Raw genomic sequence first — 19,803 nt, forward strand, 5'->3', positions numbered from 1 at the left:
CGGCAGCCTATTCCCCAAGGCCCAGTTCGCGCAGCAAAGCCGGGTCCAGGTCCCAGTTCGGCCGCACCTTGACCCACAACTCCAAAAACACCTTGGCCCCGAGCATTTCCTCGATCTCGGTCCGGGCCTTGGACCCGATATCCTTGATGCGCTCGCCGCCCTTGCCGATGACCATGGGCTTGTGGCTCTCCCGGCCGACCAGGATGGTGGCCTGGATCTTGGTCAGTCCGGGTTTGCTCTTTTCGTCCCAGTTGTCCACGGTCACGGCCGTGGAGTAGGGGAGTTCCTCGCCAAGAGCCAAAAAGAGCTTCTCGCGCACGATCTCCCCGGCCAGAAAGCGCACCGGGGCCGTGGAAATCTCGTCCGGGTCGTATTGGTGCGGCCCCTCGGGCAGGCGGGCGAAAAGGGCGGCCAGGAGCGTGTCCACGCCCTGTCCCTTCAAGGCGCTGACCGGAAAAAGCTCGGCCGCGGGCAGCGCTTCGCCAAGGGCCTGCAGCACCGGCAGCATGCGGGCCTTATCTTTCACGGCATCGGATTTGTTGAGCGCCACGACGACCGGTATGTTGATGCTTTCCACCGCCTTGACGATGGAGCGCAGGTCGTCGCGCATGGCCTCGAGGTCCCGGGCGTAGCGGGCGCCGTCGAGCAGCACCAGCACCACGTCGGCCTGGCCAAGGGCCGCGTAGGCGCTGCGCAGCAAAAGCGGGGCGATGCCGCGTTTCTGACGGTGCAGCCCCGGCGTGTCCAGAAGCACGGCCTGGGCGCCGCCTTCGGTCAGGATGCCGCTTATGCTGTTGCGGGTGGTCTGGGGCTTGGGCGAAACAATGGACACCTTCTGCCCGATCAGGCGGTTGAGCAGGGTGGACTTGCCGGCGTTGGTCGGTCCAAGCATGACCACATGGCCGAAACGTTGGGCTTGCTCCAAGGACGTCTCCAGGCGCGGTTCCGGTGGCAACCGCTGTTTAATTTGTTAAAAAGTCATACGGGCCCAATAAAAAACAACGAGTAGCCCGCAAGGAAACAAACGGCAACCCTTGCGTTGCCACCTTGGGGTGGCTATAGCACGCCTGCCATGGGAAAGGACCTTATTATCGTCGAGTCGCCGGCCAAGGTGAAAACCATCAAGAAGTTTCTCGGCAATGCCTATGCCGTGGAAGCCTCGGTGGGCCACGTGCGCGATCTGCCCTCCAAAAAACTGGGGGTGGATGAAACGGAAGATTTCGCGCCGCAATATCAAATCATTCCAGGCAAACAGAAGGTTGTTTCCAGACTCAAGGAAGCGGCCGCCTCCGCCAAGACCATCTATCTTGCACCGGACCCGGACCGCGAAGGCGAGGCCATCGCCTGGCACGTGGCCGAGATATTAAAGGATGCGGGCGCGCCCATCCATCGCATCCAGTTCAACGAGATCACGGCCCGGGCCGTGCGCGAGGCCCTGGCCCACCCCCGCGACATCAACGAAAAACTTTTTCTCTCCCAACAGGCCCGCCGGATTCTCGACCGGCTGGTCGGCTACAAGGTGTCGCCCATCCTGTGGCAGAAGGTCAAAAGCGGCATCTCCGCCGGCCGGGTGCAGTCCGTGGCCCTGCGGCTCGTGGTCGACCGCGAAAAGGAGCGCCGCGCCTTCGATCCGGTCGAGTACTGGGTGTTCAAGGCCCGGCTGGCCGGGGATACGCCGCCCGAATTCGAGGCCGAATTGGCCAAGTACAAGGGCAAGAAGGTCGAGATCGGCAGCCGCGAGGCGGCCGAGGAGGCCGAGGCCGCGATCACGGGCAATCCCTTCGTCGTTGCCGCGGTGACCGAAAAGGAACGCAAGAAATCCCCGCCCCCGCCCTTTATCACCTCCACCCTGCAACAGGCCGCCAACCAGCGGCTGGGCTACTCGGCCAAGCGCACCATGGGCGCGGCCCAGAAACTCTACGAGGGCCTGGATCTCGGCGAGCGGGGCACGGTGGCGCTTATCACCTACATGCGTACCGATTCCACGCGCATCGCCGACGAGGCCCGGGACGCGGCCAAGGAATTCATTACCTCCACCCTTGGCCCGGACTATTACCCGGAAAAGGCCCGTCACTTCCGGACCAAGGCCGGGGCCCAGGACGCCCACGAGGCCATCCGGCCCATCGACGTGACGCTGACTCCGGCCGAGGTCAAGACGCTTTTGCCCAAGGACCTCTTTTCGCTCTACAAGCTCATCTGGGAGCGGTTCGTGGCGTCGCAGATGAGCGAGGCGCGCTTCTGGGACACCGCCGCCGACATCGCGGCCGGGCCGGCGCTGTTCAAGGCCAAGGGCGAGCGGCTTATTTTCCCGGGCTACCTCAAGGTCTACGGCCAGGAGGCCGGGGATGCGGCCAAGACCCTGCCGCCGCTGACCAAGGATCAGGAACTGACGCTCCTTGAGCTCAAGAAGGACCAGAAGTTCACCCAGCCGCCGCCGCGCTACACCGAAGCCTCGCTGGTGCGCGAGCTCGAGGAAAAGGGCATCGGCCGTCCCTCGACCTACGCGGCCATCATTTCGACCCTGCTCGACCGCGACTATGCCCGGCTCGAGGAGAAGCATTTCGTGCCCTCCGAGCTTGGCGAGACGGTTTCGGATTTGCTCGCCGAGCATTTCGTCAAGATCATGGACGTGGGTTTCACGGCCGGCATGGAGGAAGCCCTCGACGCCGTGGCCGAGGGCCGGGGCGATTGGGTGAGTCTTCTCAAGGACTTCACCAGCGACTTCAATCCGACCCTGGCCAAGGCGGCCAAGGACATGGCCAAGGTCAAGGCCGGCAAGGAAACCGACATCAAGTGCGAGCTGTGCGGCAAGCCCATGGTCATCCGCTTCGGCAAGGCCGGCGAATTCCTGGGCTGCTCGGGCTATCCGGACTGCAAGAACACCAAGGAGTTCGACCGGGCTCCGGACGGCGCGGTCGTTCCCCGGGAACGCAAGCCCGAGGAAGTGGTTTCCGTCGGCGAGTGCCCCCAGTGCGGCAAGCCGCTGGCCATCAAGAAATCCCGCACCGGCAGCCGGTTTATCGCCTGCACCGGCTGGCCGGAGTGCAAGTACGCCAAGCCCTTTTCCACCGGCGTGCCCTGTCCCCGCGAGGGATGCGAGGGCATGCTCGTGGAGAAAAGCTCCAAGCGCGGCAAGGTGTTTTATGCCTGCGACCATTATCCCCAGTGCGATTTCGCGGTCTGGGACTGGCCGGTCAACGAGCCTTGTCCCCAGTGCGACTCCAAGATCCTGGTGCGCAAGAAGACCCGCGACGGCGAGGTGATCGCCTGTCCCAACCGGGGCTGCCGCTACCGGCGCTCGGTTGCGGAAAAAAAGGACGAGGACGGGGAATAGCCGGCCCTGTGCGTGTGCCGCCGGCCGGTCCCTGACCGGCGGCCCGGGAAGTCGTTATGCCCGTCACCCCCCGTTTGGTCGGCATCCTGGCCGCCCTGGGCGCCACCGTGCTCTGGTCCGGCAACTTTGTGGCCGCCCGGGGCATCGCCCACGACATCCCGCCCTTCACGCTCAATTTCTGGCGCTGGCTGGTGGCGCTTGCTTGCCTGCTGCCCCTGGCCCTGCCGAAGCTTAAGGCCGACTGGCCGGGCATGCGCCGCAGTTGGGGCTACATGGCCCTCATGGGCCTGCTCGGCGTCACGGCGCTCAATACCTTCGTCTACAAGGCCGCCCAGACCACGGCCAGCCTCAACATGGCCCTGCTCGTGCCGACGGCCCCCATCACCATCATCATCCTGTCCCGGATTTTTCACGAAGAACCCATCACTCCCCGCCGGCTGGCCGGGGTGCTGGTGGTGCTTTCGGGCGTGCTGATTCTTTTTTCCCGGGGCGACTGGCAGGCGCTGGCCCGGGTGCGCTTTGCCGCCGGGGACTTATGGGCCCTTGCCGGCGTGGTCTGTTTCGGCGTGTATTCCTTTTGCACGCGCTACCGGCCGGCCGATGTGTCCCTGGAGGGGTTCAACGCCGCCACCTTCGCGTGGGGGCTTTTGCTGTCCCTGCCGGGGCTTGCCTGGGAGATGGCCCTTCTGCCGTCACCGGAGGTCAGCGCCCAGGTGGTGGGCGGCGTCCTCTACGTCGGCATCGGCTGCTCTTTTGCCGCCTATCTCCTCTGGACCAAGGCCATAACGGCTGTCGGTCCGGTGCTGGCCGGCCTCGTCTACTACTCCCTGCCGCTTTTTACCGCCGTGGAGGCGGCGTTCGTGCTTGACGAGCGCATCGCGCCCTTTCATGTGGCCGGCGGCGTCTGCATCGCCTGCGGCATCGTGATCGCCACCTGGCGGGTGCGGCCGCGGTTGCGCCGGGCCGCGTCATAGCGCACGGCCCACGCCCTGCCTTGCCCCGGTTTCATGCGGCCGGGCGCATCAATGCACGATATAGAACCAATGGTCGTCGAGCCGCGTTATCTTGTATGATCTGAGGATGACCGGATCGTCGGGGTAGCTGCCGTCGAAACGATACAGAAGCGCTTCCCAGTAGCTGAAAAATCCCCATCGCGTGTAGAAAAGCGCCTGCGGCCGCATGGTGTCGCATTCGATATCCACATGGTCGCTCATAAGCGAAAGCGCCTGCCACTTTCGCGGCAGCTGTACGCAGCGCTCGCAATCGCCTCGTTCCAGGGGCAGTTTTCCGGCACAGTAGGATGTCGCGACGTATTCTCGCTCTTTTTTCCAGAACTCGTGGTAGGAACGGATATTGGTGAGGACCGGATCGGTGTGGTTTACGATACAGTGGGCAAGGAAAACGATGCAAAAAGGGTAGAGCGAGCGAAGGTGTGCTGTTCGAAAATAGCGGATAGGAAGGTAGATGCTGTAGAGTTCCGTGGCGATGACGATGACGGTAAGAAAAGATGGCCCCCAGTCGTAGAATGCCGGCGGCAGATACGAAAAGATGATGAATTCGTAATAGTCGAACGGCCAAGTGAGGCCTTCGACGCAAAGTGTCCAGATAAGCGCCTGCTTGCAACGGCGTATGGCTTTGTCGCGCAAGGGGCGAGATGAGTGATTCAGTGGACACACGATCTTTGAATAGAGGATAGATATTTTTTTCACTCGCCGACTGCCATATTCTCCCGTACAAAGTAAAGCGGGCCGCCTCATCCGAGACGGCCCGCTTCGCTTTTGCTGTCTAAGCAATATGCTGGGGTCAGGAGGGCAACGCCCCCCTGGTCGACGAAGGCGTATTCCCGGCTACACCAGCGGCGTATTCTCCACCAGGGTCCAGACGCCGCAGGGGCAGGCGTTGCCGCAAAAGCCGCAACCGATGCACTTGTCTGGGTCGGACACCATCTCGAATTCCTTGCCGCCCAGCTGCTTGCGCGAGATGGCCCCGGTCGGGCAGATGGTCTCGCACAGCCCGCAGTCGCGGCAGGCCCCGCAGGAGGAGCACTGGCTGGCGCAGGAATTCAGGTCGTTGAACTCCATGATGCGCGGATCGAAATACTCGAGCTTGGCCCGCTTGTAGTCGATCATCTTGCGCGTGTCCTCCACCGGCCGCTTGCCGGCGAAGATGTCCTCGATGGCCTTGGCCGCGTCGCGGCCCATGCCGATGGCCTGGGTAAGCAGGCCCGGTTTCACGATGTCGCCGATGGCGAACACCTTGGGATTGGTGGTCTGGTTGATGCCGTTGACCTTCACATGGCCGCGCTCGGTGGCGATGGTGTCGTCCAAAAACTCCAGGTCCGGGACGTCGCCGACCGACAGGATGACGGTGTCGGCCGGGATCACTTCACCGGATTGCAAGGTCACGCCCGCGGCCGTGATTTCCTTGGTGAAGCAGGGCCACTTGAACTTGGCGCCAGCGGCCTCGGCATCCTTGCGTTCCTTGCCGAAAGAGGCCGGGGTCTGGATGTCGATGAGGGTGATGGACTCGGCCCCCAGGCGGGCGGCCTCGGTGGCCACGTCGCAGCCCACGTTGCCGGCGCCGATGATGACCACGGTCTTGCCGACCTTGGCCGTGCCCTTCTTGGCGGCCTTGAGGAAGGTCAGCGCCGGGGTGGCCAGCTCCTTGCCGGGAACGGGCAGCATGCGGGGCTTGTTGGCCCCGACGGCCAGCACCGTGAAGTCGTAGTCCGTGACGATCTGGGCGAACTCGTCCTTGGCCAGCGCCTTTTTGAGCTGGATGTGCGGCAGCACTTCCTGGGCCCGCGCGATTTCGGCCTCCAGCACGTCCTTGGGGATGCGGCTGGACGGAATGGCCGCCGAGATCTTGCCGCCGAGCTTTTCCTCGAGGTCGTAGATCACGGCTTCATGGCCGGCCAGCCGGAGCTGCCAGGCCACGGACATGCCGGCCGGGCCGCCGCCGATGACGGCCACCCGCTTGCCGGAAAGGGGCGGGAGCTTGGGCATGTGGCCGGCCTTGACGTTGGCCTTGCCGAGCATGGCGGTATCAAGCGGCGTCAGGTGGCCGATATTGCGCGTACAGCCCTGCATGCACAGGTTCGGGCACAGATAGCCGCAGACCGTGGCCGGGAAGGGCGTGTAGGCGAGCGCCAGGTCCATGGCTTCGTCCATGAGCCCGTCGCGCACCAGCTGCCAGCGCTGCTGCACCGGGATGCCGGTGGGGCAGCTGGCCTGGCAGGGCGAAAGGTATTTTTTGTTTTCCCAGACCGGCACGAAACGGCGCAGCTCGCCGTTGACGATCAGCGGAATGGGGGTTCTGTCGCTGGTATCCAGGTCGCCGATAAGCCCGCCCTTGCCGAGCTCCGCATCCCAGACGTTGGCGCGGAAATCGGCCATGGAACGGCGGGTCTTGCCGGTTTTTTCGTAGGGGGTGCGGGCGGCGATGCACTGCCAGTCGTCGCGCGCCGACAGGGTGTCGAAGAGCGCGGACTGGCCGATGGCCTCGAGGTAGGAGCGCAGGTTCTCGGTGAGCCAGGCATAGGCCGCGTCGTCGATGGGCACGAGCTTGGCGTCGGCCAGGGAAAAGCCCTTGTGCGGGCCGCGAAAGAAGATCTGGCCGCCGACCATGCCCACGCACGGACGGTAGCCGAGCACGTTGTCCGGATTCTGGGGCTCGTGGCCGCAGACCACCGCCGTTCCGCCGGCCATGAATTCGGCGAAATAGTCGCCAACGCTCCCAAGCACCCACATTTCCGGGGCCGCGTACTTGGGGTTGCGCTTGGTCATGGTCATGCCGCGCGCGCCGAGGTTGCCGGCGACCATGACCTTGCCCTGGGCCATGCCGTTGGCCGCGCCGTTGCCGGCGTTGCCGAGCACCGTGATCTCGGCGCCGGCGTTGAGCCAGCCGATGTCGTCCGAGGTCGGGGCGTCGATGATGATCTTCGTGCCCGGGAAGCCCATGGAGCCGGTGCGCTGGCCGGGTGCGCCGGTGATGCGCACGGTGACGGGTTCGTCGCGGGAGACGAAAAGCCGGCCGCCGATGCCGTGCTGGCCGTCGGCCTCGACGAGAAGGTCGCGGGCGCCCTGGGTCACGGCCCGCTGGATGCGTTCCTCGAGGATGCGGGAGTCCACCCGGTGGCCGTTTTCGATGCCGTGTATGGTGACGCTTTGCTGTGCCATGTGCGTTGCTGCCTTGCTGCTGCTGGGGTTCTTTTTCGCCGGGCCGCCGCTAGACCACGTACTTGATCTTGAGGCGCTGGGCCGCGTGGTAATCGCTTATGCCGAGCGCGTCGGACATGCCGATGGGCAGCGACGTGGAACGTCCGAGCGGGGCGACGATCTTGCGCAGTTCGGTGTCGAAGGAGAGGAACACGTCGACCAGACGCTCGGCCACCTTTTCCGGGTCCAGCCGCCGGTACAGGCGGGGGTCCTGGGAGGTGATGCCCTTGGGGCACACGCCGATGTTGCATACGTTGCAACGGTCGTGTTCGGAGCCCAGGCAGCCGGCGGCGGCCTGCATCATGTACTTGCCGGACTGCACGGCGCTGGCGCCGAGCATGATCAGCGCGGCGGCGTTGGCGGCCAGGTTGCCGTTCTTGCCGATGCCGCCTCCGGCGATCAGCGGAATCTCGTTCTGCTTGCCGGCGGTGCACAGGTCTTCATAGCAGTCGCGCAGGTTGGTGGCGATGGGGTGCCCCATGTGGTTCATGGAGACGTTGTAGGCCGCGCCCGTGCCGCCGTCCTCGCCGTCGATGGCGAGCCCGGCCGCGTAGGGGTTGCGGATGAGGTTGTTGAGCACCGCCGTGGACGAGGTGGTGCCGGAAATCTTCGGGTAGACCGGCACGCGGAATCCCCAGGCCATGGACATGGACTGGATCATCTTGGCCACGGACTCCTCGATGGAATACTGGGTCTGGTGGGTGGGCGGGCTCGGCAGGGACACGCCCTGGGGCACGCCGCGGATGGCGGCGATGAGCTTGTTGACCTTGTACCACATGAGCAGCCCGCCGTCGCCGGGCTTGGCGCCCTGGCCGTACTTGATCTCGATGGCGCAGGGGTCCTCTTTCATGTCCGGCAGGGCCTTAATGATCTCGTCCCAGCCGAAGTAGCCCGAGGCGATCTGGAGCACCACGTACTTGAGGAAGCGGGAGCGCAGAAGGCGCGGCGGACAGCCGCCCTCGCCCGTGCACATGCGCACCGGCATGTTCAGTTCCTCGTTTAAGTAGGTGACGCCCATGATCAGCCCTTCCCACATGTTGGGGGAGAGCGCGCCGAAGGACATGGAGCCGATCATCAGCGGATAGATCTCGCGCACCGCCGGCACCCAGGCGTGCTCTTCCAGGGCGTGGAGGCCTTCCTCGGGCGGCTGCACCCGGCCGAGCAGGGTGCGCAGCTCGAACTCGTGCCGGCCGGCGTCCAGGGCCGGGTCGGTGAGCATGGAGATGCGGATGAACTTGATCTGGTCGAGCAGGCTGCCGGAGTCGTTGCGCCGACCGCCCCGGGTGCGGGCCTGGCCGCCACGATTGTTGTGGAACTTGAGCGTGGTGGCTTCGGGGCGCAGGCGCGGGGTGATGGCGTTATTGGGGCATACCATGTTGCACATGGCGCAGCCGATGCAGCGGTAGGCCGGATCGGTGCGCTGGCGGATGCCGTAATAAATGGAATAGTTGTTGGTGGGCTTTTTCTGCAAAGCCAGGGTGGCCTCGACGGTGCGCTTGCGGAACACGCCGAGTTCGATGGCGCTTACCGGGCACACGGAGGTGCAGCGCCCGCACAGGGTGCAGGTGTGTATGTCCCAGTCCACCTGCCAGGGCAGGTCGTTGACGCTTAGTGTGGACGGGGTAAGGATTGGAGCTGATTGCATATGGTGACCTCTTGGCATTCGGGGCGCACGATGGCCGTATCCAGGTGCATGGGTTGAAAATCGGCGTGCTCGTCGCGATCGGGGATGGCCGCGTCGAGGCCGCAGATTTCCGAGGAAAAGGCAAACATGCCGTCCTTGCCGCCAACCACGCCGGGGCGCAGCTTCTTGCGGTCCTGGACCATGAACATGGTTCCCTCGGGCAGGCAGCCGATGACGCAATTGGGCCCGTCGATGATGAGCTTGCGGCAGGTCTGCTTGATGCGGGCGAGCAGTTCGCGGTCCGGATGGCCTTCCATCTCGGCGTTGGACAGCGGCGTGATGACGTGCTTGTAGTATTCGATGCCAAGGCCAAGGCGCTTGAGCGTGAAATGCATGATATGGGCGAAGACTTCCGAGTCGGACTGATAGCCCATATAGCCGGGAAACCCGCGCGAGAGCAGGTATTCCTTGATGGGAATAAAGGCCGTGTTCTCGCCGTTGGTCATGGTGCAGACGCCCTGCAGGAAGAACGGGTGGCAGGCGTAGAGATTGATGGCGTAGTTGGTGTTCTGGCGGCCCTGGGCCAGGATGCGGCGGCAGAAAAGCTCCGGCCGGTCGAGGCCGAGGTATTCGGCCACGGTCAGGGGATCGCCGACTTCCTTGACCATGATGGTGTCGGGCCAGAACGAAAAGACGCGGATGTCTTCCTTTCCCTCGCCCATGAGGCGAAGCGCCACGCGCAGGGTCATATAGGTCAGTTCGCGCTCGGCCTGATCCTTGCCTTTGAGGTCGGCCGGGACCTCGTAGGCCCGGGCCATGTAGGTCCCGCGTACCGGGGTGCCGGCCGGAACCTTGGTCTTGGGGTCGAGCACAAGGGTGGACTTGGTGACGAAGCCCCGTTCATCCATGAAGGCGTCGAGGCGCTTTAATCCGTCGTCCGTGAAAATGCCGGAGAGGATCGGCGCGTCCTTCATCTCGCCGAAAGGACCGCCCAGATCATGCAGAAACAGGCCGACGCCGGAGCCGTCGTGTCCTTCCTTCATGACATTGAGGGCCTCGATGGCGCGCATGGGGGACACGGGGTCCCGGCTGCTGAGGGCGAATAAGCGGCACATGGTCTACTCCGAATAACGCTATCTATTTGAGGGGGGTTTTTTCATAGTGACAAAATAGGGCATCGTAAAGCAAAAAATAAAAAAGAGGGACTTCTTGCGAAAAATGTAAATAATTTCCGGCGGAAGATTATTTCATACAAAAGCAATACCCCCGTGACCTTTCGCCTTTTTTGAAAAGTTCGACCGGGCGGCGTGCGCCGCCATCGCGATCACGCCGACGAATCTTCGGTCCGCCAAGGCGCTCTTCCGGGGGCATGCGCCGTCCCATCCGTCACGGCGCGGGCCGCGGCCAATCCCGGCCCAGGCGCCCAGTTTAGGATAATAAGATCGAAACGGCCTGCGTCAAACGCCGCCGGCTTGACAAGCGCCCCAGCCCCTGCTTACCAAAGGTCCTACCAATTGCCGCTTTCATACCCATAACAAGTCTTTTTATGGGTTTTTAGCGCAATACTTCGTGATTAAGGTAGGACCATTAAAGATGCCATCCCTGGAAGCCGCCACCCTGTTTTCCCCGGCCCGGCCCGGTCGGGCCAGCGAGGACGTGGCCCTGCAAATCGAGGCCGCCATCACGGACGGGTCCATCGTGCCGGGGCAGAGCCTGCCGAGCGAGCGCGAGTTGCAGGCCCAGTTTCGCACCTCGCGCGGCGTGGTGCGCGAGGCCTTGCGGGCGCTCAAGCAAAAGGGCCTGCTCGAGATCCGAAAGGGGGCCCACGGCGGGGCCTACGTCAAGGCCGTTGGCGTGGACAACGTCAGCGAATCCCTGGCCCTGTTCCTCAAGCAGCGCCAGGTGTCGCCGGCCCGGTTGATCGAATTTCGCGAGGCCGTGGACCGGGCGCTCATCGTCATGGCCGTGGCCCGGGCCACGCAGGCGGACACGCTGGAGCTGACCGCCCTGGCCGACGCCCTGGCCGCGGCGGCCGGAGGCGACGCCCCGGACCTCGACCTGGTGGCCGAGCACGACCGCGAGTGCAACCTGGCGCTGGCCCGCATGGCCGACAACCCGGTCTTCGAGTGGGTCATGCGCGCGGTGCAGCTCGGGTTCAGTTCCCTGGACATGGCCCTTTACGAGGACCCGGACTGCCGGGAGCGCACCGTGGCCAACTGGCGCGACACCGCCCGGGCCATTGCCGAGCGGGAGCCCCTGGCCGCCCTGTCCCACGTTTCCCTGCATTACGCCTGGCTGCGCCGCCGGCTTGGAAAAAGCGGCTCCAGCGACGCGGACCGCAAAGATAAGGAGCAGACATGAAGCATTATGATTTCATCATTATCGGCGGCGGTTCGGCCGGGTGCGTCCTGGCCAACCGCTTAAGCGCCAATCCCAAGCACAAGGTCCTGGTCCTCGAGGCCGGACCCTGGGACCGCCGGCTCGATTTCCGCATCCACATGCCCGCCGCCCTGACCTATCCGCTGGCCGGCAAGACCTACAACTGGTGGTACGAATCCGACCCCGAGCCGCACATGCACGGCCGGCGCATCTACCAGCCGCGCGGCAAGGTCCTTGGCGGATCGAGCTGCATCAACGGCATGATCTACATCCGGGGCAACGCCCGGGACTTCGAGAACTGGGCGGCGCACGAGGGCCTTGCGGACTGGGACTACGCCCATGTCCTGCCCTATTTCCAGCGCGTGGAGACGCGTCTCGCCGGAGCGGACGGCTACCACGGCGTGGGCGGCCCCCTGGCCCTGACCACGCCCGAGTGCGACAACCCGCTTTTCGACGCTTTTTTCAAGGCCACGGTGGAAGCCGGCTACAACCTGACCGACGACGTCAACGGCGAGCGCCAGGAGGGCTTCGGCCGCTTCGACCGCACTACCTATCGCGGCCGCCGCCACAACGCCGCCCGGGCCTACCTCCATCCCATCAAGAACCGCGAGAACCTGGACATCGTGACCCGGGCCACGGCCAACCGCATCCTGTTCGAGGGCGACCGGGCCGTGGGCGTGGAATATCGCCGGGGTAAAAAGCTCCGCGTGGCCAAGGGCGGGGAGGTCATCTGCTGCGGCGGGGCCATCAATTCCCCGCAACTGCTCCAGCTTTCGGGCGTGGGCAACGCCGACGAGATCGCCTCGCTCGGCATCACGCCGGTGGCCGATCTGCCGGGCGTGGGCGAAAACCTCCAGGACCATCTGGAACTCTATGTCCAGTACGCCTGCAAACAGCCGGTCAGCATGTTCCCGTCGCTCAAATGGTGGAACCAGCCCAAGATCGGCCTGGAATGGCTCTTTTTGCGCAAGGGCATCGGCGCGACCAACCACTTCGAGGCCGGCGGCTTCATTCGCGGCAACGACGAGGTCAGCCACCCCAATCTCCAGTTCCACTTCCTGCCCATCGCCATCCGCTACGACGGCTCGGCCCCGGCCGCCGGCCACGGCTACCAGGTCCACATCGGCCCCATGAACACCGACGTGCGCGGTCGCGTGAAGATCACCTCCCACGACCCGGCCGTCTATCCGAGCATCCTCTTCAATTACCTGTCCACGGAAAAGGAGCGCAAGGAATGGGTCGAGGCCATCCGGTGCGCCAGAAACATCCTCACCCAGCCGGCCTTCGACCCCTTCCGGGGCGACGAACTGGCCCCGGGCGCGGATGTTGCGACCGACGAGCAGATTCTCGATTTCGTGGCCCGGGAAGGGGAGAGCGCCTACCATCCGAGTTGCACGTGCAAGATGGGCAGCGACCCCATGGCCGTCACCGACGGGGCGCTGCGCGTCCATGGTCTGCGCGGGCTCCGCGTGGTGGACGCCTCGGTCATGCCTTCCATCACCAACGGCAACATCTACGCTCCGGTGCTCATGCTGGCCGAAAAGGCCGCCGACGCCATCCTCGGCAACACGCCGCCCGAGCCGTCGTCGCGGCCGTTTTACCGCCACGAACCCGCAACCGCGTCCCCCTCGGACGCCATCTAAGGAGGCGGATATGGTTCGCGACACGCTCTTTATCGACGGTGTCTGGCGACCGGCCGCCTCCGGGGCCACGCGCCCGACCGTCAACCCGGCCACGGGCGAGACGTTGGCCCGGGTGGCCGATGCCGGCCGCGAGGATACGCTGGCCGCCATCGCCGCCGCCCGCCGGGCCTTCGATGCCGGCGTCTGGTCCGACGTGCCGGCCCCCAAACGCGGGGCCATGGTGCGACGCCTCGGCGACCTGATCGAGGAACACGCCGAGGAACTGGCCGAACTGGAGACCCTCGACACCGGCAAGACGCTGGAGGAATCGCGCTGGGACATGGCCGACATCGCCGGTATCTTCCGCTACTTCGGCGGGTTGGCCGACAAGGAGGGCGGCGAGGTCATCGCCTCACCCAACCCGGATTCCACAAGCCTGCTCGTGCGCGAGCCCGTGGGCGTGTGCGGCCAGATATCGCCCTGGAATTATCCGCTGCTCCAGGCCGCCTGGAAGATGGCCCCGGCCCTGGCCGCCGGCTGCGCCATCGTGGTCAAGCCGAGCGAGCTTACGCCCCTGACCACCCTGCGCGTCACCGAACTGGCCGAGGAGGTCGGATTTCCGGCCGGCGTCTTCAATATCGTAACCGGCCCGGGCGATCCGGTCGGAGCGGAGCTCGCGGCCAACCCGGACGTGGATCTGATCTCCTTCACCGGCGGCATCGTCACCGGCAAATCCATCATGCGGGCGGCCGCCGGCAACGTGAAAAAGGTCGCCCTGGAACTGGGCGGCAAGAATCCCAACATCGTCTTCGACGACGCCGACTTCGACGTGGCCGTGGACTACGCCCTGAACGCCGTCTTCTTCCACGCCGGCCAGATCTGCTCGGCCGGGGCGCGGCTCATGCTCCAGGACGGCATCCACGACGCCTTTGTCGCGGCCCTGGCCGAACGCATCCGCACTATCCGCCTGGGCAGCGGCCTTGACGAGGGCACGGAGATGGGGCCGCTAATTTCCGCCGCCCACCGGGACAAGGTGGAAGGCTACGTGGAAATCGCCCGAAAGGAAGGGGCTAGGCTCGTCTGCGGCGGAGCGCGCCCCGACGATCCGGCCCTGGCCGCCGGCTATTTCTACCTGCCCACGCTTTTTACGGGTTGCGAAAACGCCATGCGCGTGGTCCAGGAAGAAGTATTCGGTCCGGTCATCACCGTGGAACGCTTCAAGACCGAGGACGAGGCGATAAGCCGCGCCAACAGCACCATCTATGGTCTGTCGGCCGGGTTCTGGACCCGCGACCCGGACCGCATCGCCCGGGTTTCGCGCAAACTCCGGTTCGGCACGGTCTGGGTCAACGACTTCAACGTGTATTTCACCCAGGCCCCCTGGGGCGGCTACAAGCAGTCCGGACTTGGCCGCGAACTCGGCCGCATCGGCCTGGAAGAATACCAGGAGGTCAAGCACGTCTACCAGAACCACGCGCCGAAGGCGGTTGCGTGGTTTGGTGCAACCGGGGGGAAACCTTTCTGAAGAAAGGTTTCCCCCCGGACCCCCTTTCCCAAGACTTTTAGCGATAACAGATTGTCACCGTTAAAAGTTTTGGGGAGGGGAGAGCGCGAGAGGGGAACCCTTTTTTCAAAAAGGGTTCCCCTCTCGCCCACCCCAAGCTCCCACCACCTCAACTCAAGGAGGTCGAATGCTTCGATTGGTAACCAGGAAAGCGGTTTTGGGCCTGTGTTTGGCGTTGTCTGTGGCGCTGATGGCCGGGCCGGCGTTGGCCAAGTCCGGCGAGATCACCTTCGCCAGCGTGAGCTGGACGGGCGTGACCATCAAAACCGAGCTTGCGGTCAAGATTCTGGATGTGCTCGGCTACAAGGCCCGCAACCTCATGGTGTCCGTGCCGCTGGCCTACAAGGCCATGTCCACGGGCGAGGCGGACGTGTTTCTCGGCAACTGGATGCCGTCCATGGCCACCATCGCGGAGAAATATTTCAAGGACGGCTCGGTCATCAAATACTGCGAGAACATGGCCGGGGCCAAATACACCCTGGCCGTGCCCACCTACGAGTACGAAGCCGGTCTCAAGGATTTTTCCGACATCCATAAATACGCCGACAAGCTGGACCACAAGATCTACGGCATCGAGGAAGGCAACGACGGCAATGAGATCATCCAGGGCATGATCGACAAGAACATGTTCGACCTGGGGGATTTCAAGCTCGTGTCGTCGAGCGAGGCGGGCATGCTCGGCCAGGTGCAGGCCTTTGCCAGGAAAAAACAGTGGATCGTCTTTCTCGGCTGGTCGCCCCACAGCATGAACGAGACCATCGACATGAAGTACCTGACCGGCTCCACCGACGCGACCTTCGGCCCCGACAACGGCACCGCAAACGTCTACACCAACATCCGCAAGGGCTTCGACAAGCAGTACCCCAACGTGGCCAGGCTTCTTAAAAACCTGACTTTCCCCATCCCCATGATGAACACCATCATGACCACGCTGCACAACAGCAAAGAAGAACAGCCCCGGCGCGCGGCGCTCAAGTGGCTCAAGGCCAACCCGGATATCCTGAAAAAATGGCTCGACGGCGTCACCACCAAGAAGGGCAAACCGGCCCTGCCCGTGGTCACGGCCTTCCTGGCCAAGGTGCATTAAGGCGGAGAGGAAGCCGGGGGGAGAACCTTTCTTGCAGAAAGGTTCTCCCCCCGGACCCCCTTTCCAAAGACTTTTACCGGTTACATATGGTTAAAGATAACATGCTGTAACCGTTAGAAGTTTTTGGGAGGGGAGAGCGCGAGAGGGGGACCCTTTTTTCAAAAAGGGTCCCCCTCTCGCACGCTTCTCATTTTCCTCTTCCTCTTCCTATCCACCGGGCGGCGGGGACTTCCACGAAGCGGGCCAGGAGGATGCCGGCGGCGATGGTGGCGGCCATGCCGGCCAGGGCGGCGGCGGGCCACAGCGGGCCGGTCGCCGCGAAGAGGTATTTCCAGGGCTCGAGGGCAAAGGGCTGCACGAGGTAGATGGACAGGCTCGCCCCGGCGATGTGGCTGATGAGGCGGTTTGAGGCAAAGGCCGGGGGCCGGGCGGACAGGGACAGGCACAGGGCGGCCAGGGACGGGGCGTAGAGGGCGTTGTTTTTGAGGATGGCGAAGAAAAACCAGTCCTCCGGCACGGGAACGTACAACAGGATGGCGAGGAGCGTTGCGGCGGCCGGGGTAAGCCAGGCCGGCGGTCGCGCGCCCAGGACGAACAGTCGCGCCGTGGCCATGCCGATGATGAATTCGAAGATGCGCAGATACGGGCTGGTGTAGGTCAGCCACTCGAACAGCAGCCCGGCCAGCCGCGTCTGGTCGCCGGCCAGGGCGGGATGGGCGCGAAGCGCCCAGGCGAAAAGCGCGGGCCAGTGTGCACCGATGCTGGCGTCGAGGCCGACGATCGCGCCCAGGGCCACAAGCCCCGCGCAGCAGGCCGCCCGCCGGCTGGCCAGGGCCGACACGCCCCGGCTCAGGATCGGAAAGAGCAGGTAGAAAAAGACTTCCGTGCTGACGGCCCAGGCCAGCGGATAGACGCTCGGGGCCTCGGCCACGAAAAACCAGCTTTGGGTCAGCGTCAGCGCGGCCAGCACGCTCTGGCAGAATCCGGGGACTTCCCAGGGCCGGCCGAAGCGGATGAAAATGTCGGTCAGGGAGACCGCGAGCAGCAGTAGGTAGACCGGGTGGATGCGGGCCAGCCGGGCCGTGGCGAAGCGGCCCAGGCCCCGCAGGCCGGTGATGGGGCGCGCACCGTAGTTGTATTGGAGCACGAAGCCCGACAGCACGAAGAAGCCGGATAACCCGCACTGGGTGAGCCGGGCCAGGGGCGCGTGGAGGGCGGGCAATCCCGGCAGGGGCGTCAGCCAGGAGGCGGCGTGGCCGACAAGGACGGCCAGCACGGCCAGGGCCCGAAAGCCGCCAAGCCCGGACAGAAACGGCGGCTTGCCGTGGGCGTGCTGCATGGTCAGCGGCCCTAGCATAATCGCCGGCCCCTGCAAAGGCGGCGGTGGTGACAAATCGTTCGTTAGCCCGTATCAGGGGGAAGCAGCTCCGCGCCCGGTCGGGCGCCTTTCCCATAACGCCTATCGCCCCTATGGTATCCATGACGAAAATCCTTCGCGCCTCTATGCTTCGTGCCGCTTGTCCCCCGGATAGCCTGCCCTACGCCGACAGCCGGGACATCCCCGATTCCCCCGACGCCTTGTCCAGAACCCAGCCCCGGGCCCATGCCGCCCTGGATTTGGCTCTGTCCATCGGCGGCCGGGAATATAACGTGTATCTGGCCGGCGAGCCCTCCATGGGCCGCACCCATTTCGCCCGCACCTTTCTCGACCCGGCGGCGGCCAAGGGGGCCACGCCCCCGGACTGGCTCTACGTCCACAATTTCGACGACCCGGATCGCCCGCGCGCCATCTCGTTGCCGCCCGGCCAGGGCAAGGGCTTCAAAACCGCCCTGGCCAAGGCCGTGACCGACATGCGCGAGGAGATCCCGGCCCGGTTCGAGCGCGAGGCCTACCAGACCCAGAAGCAGAATCTTATGCGCGGCTACAACGCCGACCGCGAAACCGTCCTCGACGAGATGGAGGAGCGGGCCAAGGGCGAGGGCTACAGTCTTTTTATCGACGACCAGGGCGGCTTCACCCTGTATCCGCTGCTCGAGGGCAAGGTGGTTTCGGACGAGGAGTTCGAGCGCCTCGACCCGGAGCTCAAAAAGACGCTCAAGGCCAAAAGCGACCGGCTGCTCGAGGAAATGGGCTCGGTGCTGCGGCGCCTGTCCAAGGAGGAGCGCGGCTACCGGGATCGGGAAAAGGACCTGGAGCGCACCACGGCCGGCGAGGTGGCGGACACCCATCTGGCCCCCCTGGCCGAGCTGCGCGCCGCCCATCCGGCCATCGACACGTTTCTCAAGGCCATGCGGGCCGACATCCTGGACAACATCGACGCCTTCATGCCCGGAGCCCAGCCCGCCCCGGCTCCGGCCTCCCATGGCGAGCCGCCCCTGCCCGACGACATCTTCTATCGCTACGAAGCCAACCTGTTCGTGGACAACGGCCAGCTCTCCGGCGCGCCGGTGGTCATCGAGGACCACCCCACCTATTTCAACCTCATGGGCTGCATTGAGCGCGAATCCGAAATGGGCGCGCTCTATACCGATTTCACGCTGATCAAGGCCGGCTCCCTGCACAAGGCCAATGGCGGCTTCCTCATCATCCGGGTGGACGACATCTCGGCCAACGTCGGGGCCTGGGAAGGGCTTTTGCGGGCGCTTCGCTCGGGACAGGCCAGGGTCGAGGACCCGGCCGAGGGCGGTGAGCACGTGCGCACCCGCACCATCGAACCCGAGCCCATCCCCTTGGACCTGAAAGTGGTGCTGGTGGGCCCGGACGAGGCCTACGAACTGCTGCTCTATAACGACGAGCGTTTCGGCAAGCTTTTCAAGCTCAAGGCCCATCTCCAGGAGACCATGCCGCGCACGCCGGAAAACATCCTTGTCTACCTGACCCTGGCCGCCCGGGTGATCCGGGACGCGAAACTGCCGCCATTCGACCGTTCGGCCCTGGCCAGGCTGGTGGAATACGGCTCGCTTCTGGCCGAGGACCAGAAAAGGCTGTCGCTCAAGCTTCCGCTGGCCCGGGAGCTCATGATCGAAGCCGCCGCCCTGGCCCGGGGCGAGAAGGCGGACATGGTCGCCGCCTCCCATCTGGAGCGTGCCCGGCGGGCCCGCGATTTCCGGGTCAACCTCTACGAAGAGGATTACCTGGAGGAATACGACCGGGAGATGATCAAGGTTTCGACCACCGGCGAGGCCGTGGGCCGGGCCAACGGGCTTTCGGTGCGCATGTACGGCGACTACGCCTTTGGGCTGCCCCACCAGATCGCCTGCACGGTCGGCGTCGGCCACGGCGGCATCCTCGACCTCGAACGCGAGGCCGAGCTTGGCGGGCCGATCCACACCAAGGGCATGATGATTTTAAAAAGCTACCTGCTCGGCCGGTTTGCCCAGGACAAGGCGCTGGTCATGACCGGGTCGCTGTGCTTCGAGCAGAGCTATGCCGAGGTGGAGGGCGATTCGGCCTCCGGGGCCGAACTGGCCTCGCTGCTCTCGGCATTGGCCGAGCGGCCGATCAAGTTGTGCTACGCCATGACCGGGGCCGTGTCCCAGTCCGGGGACATCCTGGCCGTGGGGGGGCTTAACGAAAAGATTCGCGGCTTTTTCACGGTCTGCCGCCGCCGGGGCCTGACCGGCGCGCAGGGGGTGCTTTTGCCGGCGGACAATGTGGTCAACCTCATGCTCGACGACGACATCCTGGACGCCGTGGACCAGGGGCTTTTTCGCATTTTCCCGGTGACCACCATCGAGGAGGCCATGGAGATCCTGACCGGCTTGCCGGCCGGGACGCGCGGCGCGGACGGCAAGTTCCCGCCCCAGACCCTTTACGCCCTGGTGGACGAGCGGCTGGCAAGGCTGGCCCGGTGCGCCCCCCCGGGTTTTCCCGGACAGGCGCCCGACCGGGGATGAACGCGTTTTTCTGGCGAAAGGGTGCGCCGGTTAGGAAAGAGGACGACAACACAACTTCTCTTTTTCAATCATAAGGCGA

Annotated in this window: 13 protein-coding genes; 7 read left to right on the forward strand and 6 right to left on the reverse strand. The window is 64.7% G+C overall.

The features are described from left to right. Positions 1 to 7: 7 nt before the first annotated feature. On the reverse strand, positions 8 to 925 hold the full coding sequence (gene era / locus K9F62_06510; GenBank protein ID UJX42322.1) for a GTPase Era: 918 nt from the start codon (positions 923 to 925) through the stop codon (positions 8 to 10). A gap of 147 nt (positions 926 to 1,072) precedes the next feature. Between era and topA the strand changes: the two genes are divergently transcribed. Beyond that, on the forward strand, positions 1,073 to 3,334 hold the full coding sequence (topA, locus tag K9F62_06515) for a type I DNA topoisomerase (protein UJX42323.1): 2,262 nt from the start codon (positions 1,073 to 1,075) through the stop codon (positions 3,332 to 3,334). Between the two features lie 56 nt (positions 3,335 to 3,390). After that, complete coding sequence (locus K9F62_06520) at positions 3,391 to 4,308, forward strand: DMT family transporter (GenBank protein ID UJX42324.1); 918 nt, start codon at positions 3,391 to 3,393, stop codon at positions 4,306 to 4,308. Between the two features lie 48 nt (positions 4,309 to 4,356). Here the strand turns inward: K9F62_06520 and K9F62_06525 are convergent, their stop codons facing one another. From K9F62_06525 to K9F62_06540, 4 genes are all read right to left on the reverse strand, one after another. Further along, positions 4,357 to 5,010 carry a hypothetical protein gene (locus K9F62_06525; GenBank protein ID UJX42325.1) on the reverse strand — a complete coding sequence of 218 codons (654 nt, stop codon included), beginning with the start codon at positions 5,008 to 5,010 and terminating at the stop codon, positions 4,357 to 4,359. A gap of 171 nt (positions 5,011 to 5,181) precedes the next feature. After that, complete coding sequence (locus K9F62_06530) at positions 5,182 to 7,512, reverse strand: FAD-dependent oxidoreductase (GenBank protein UJX42326.1); 2,331 nt, start codon at positions 7,510 to 7,512, stop codon at positions 5,182 to 5,184. Between the two features lie 49 nt (positions 7,513 to 7,561). After that, positions 7,562 to 9,196, reverse strand: a complete 1,635-nt coding sequence (locus tag K9F62_06535) for a 4Fe-4S binding protein (GenBank protein UJX42327.1) — start codon at positions 9,194 to 9,196, stop codon at positions 7,562 to 7,564. Continuing rightward, on the reverse strand, positions 9,160 to 10,290 hold the full coding sequence (locus K9F62_06540; GenBank protein UJX42328.1) for a glutamate synthase: 1,131 nt from the start codon (positions 10,288 to 10,290) through the stop codon (positions 9,160 to 9,162). The genes K9F62_06535 and K9F62_06540 overlap by 37 nt, the downstream gene beginning before the upstream one ends. Before the next feature lie 487 nt (positions 10,291 to 10,777). Between K9F62_06540 and K9F62_06545 the strand changes: the two genes are divergently transcribed. The 4 genes from K9F62_06545 to K9F62_06560 all read left to right on the forward strand — a co-directional run bounded on the left by K9F62_06545 (position 10,778) and on the right by K9F62_06560 (position 15,827). Further along, positions 10,778 to 11,536, forward strand: a complete 759-nt coding sequence (locus K9F62_06545; protein UJX43152.1) for a GntR family transcriptional regulator — start codon at positions 10,778 to 10,780, stop codon at positions 11,534 to 11,536. Further along, positions 11,533 to 13,197 (forward strand): choline dehydrogenase, encoded by a 1,665-nt coding sequence (gene betA, locus K9F62_06550; GenBank protein ID UJX42329.1) that lies wholly within the window; start codon positions 11,533 to 11,535, stop codon positions 13,195 to 13,197. Before K9F62_06545 ends, betA begins: the two co-directional genes overlap by 4 nt. A gap of 10 nt (positions 13,198 to 13,207) precedes the next feature. After that, the gene (gene betB / locus K9F62_06555) at positions 13,208 to 14,701 is read left to right on the forward strand and encodes a betaine-aldehyde dehydrogenase (protein ID UJX42330.1); all 1,494 of its coding nucleotides are present in this window, start codon (positions 13,208 to 13,210) and stop codon (positions 14,699 to 14,701) included. 166 nt (positions 14,702 to 14,867) lie between these two features. Continuing rightward, positions 14,868 to 15,827 (forward strand): ABC transporter substrate-binding protein, encoded by a 960-nt coding sequence (locus K9F62_06560; protein UJX42331.1) that lies wholly within the window; start codon positions 14,868 to 14,870, stop codon positions 15,825 to 15,827. Between the two features lie 187 nt (positions 15,828 to 16,014). On the opposite strand, the gene K9F62_06565 is transcribed toward K9F62_06560, so the two are convergent. Continuing rightward, positions 16,015 to 17,166 carry an acyltransferase gene (locus K9F62_06565; GenBank protein UJX43153.1) on the reverse strand — a complete coding sequence of 384 codons (1,152 nt, stop codon included), beginning with the start codon at positions 17,164 to 17,166 and terminating at the stop codon, positions 16,015 to 16,017. A 140-nt stretch (positions 17,167 to 17,306) separates the two neighbouring features. Between K9F62_06565 and K9F62_06570 the strand changes: the two genes are divergently transcribed. Then, complete coding sequence (locus K9F62_06570) at positions 17,307 to 19,724, forward strand: AAA family ATPase (GenBank protein ID UJX42332.1); 2,418 nt, start codon at positions 17,307 to 17,309, stop codon at positions 19,722 to 19,724. Positions 19,725 to 19,803 lie beyond the last annotated feature (79 nt).

Source organism: Desulfovibrio sp. JY (genome assembly GCA_021730285.1).
Lineage (GTDB): Bacteria > Desulfobacterota > Desulfovibrionia > Desulfovibrionales > Desulfovibrionaceae > Solidesulfovibrio.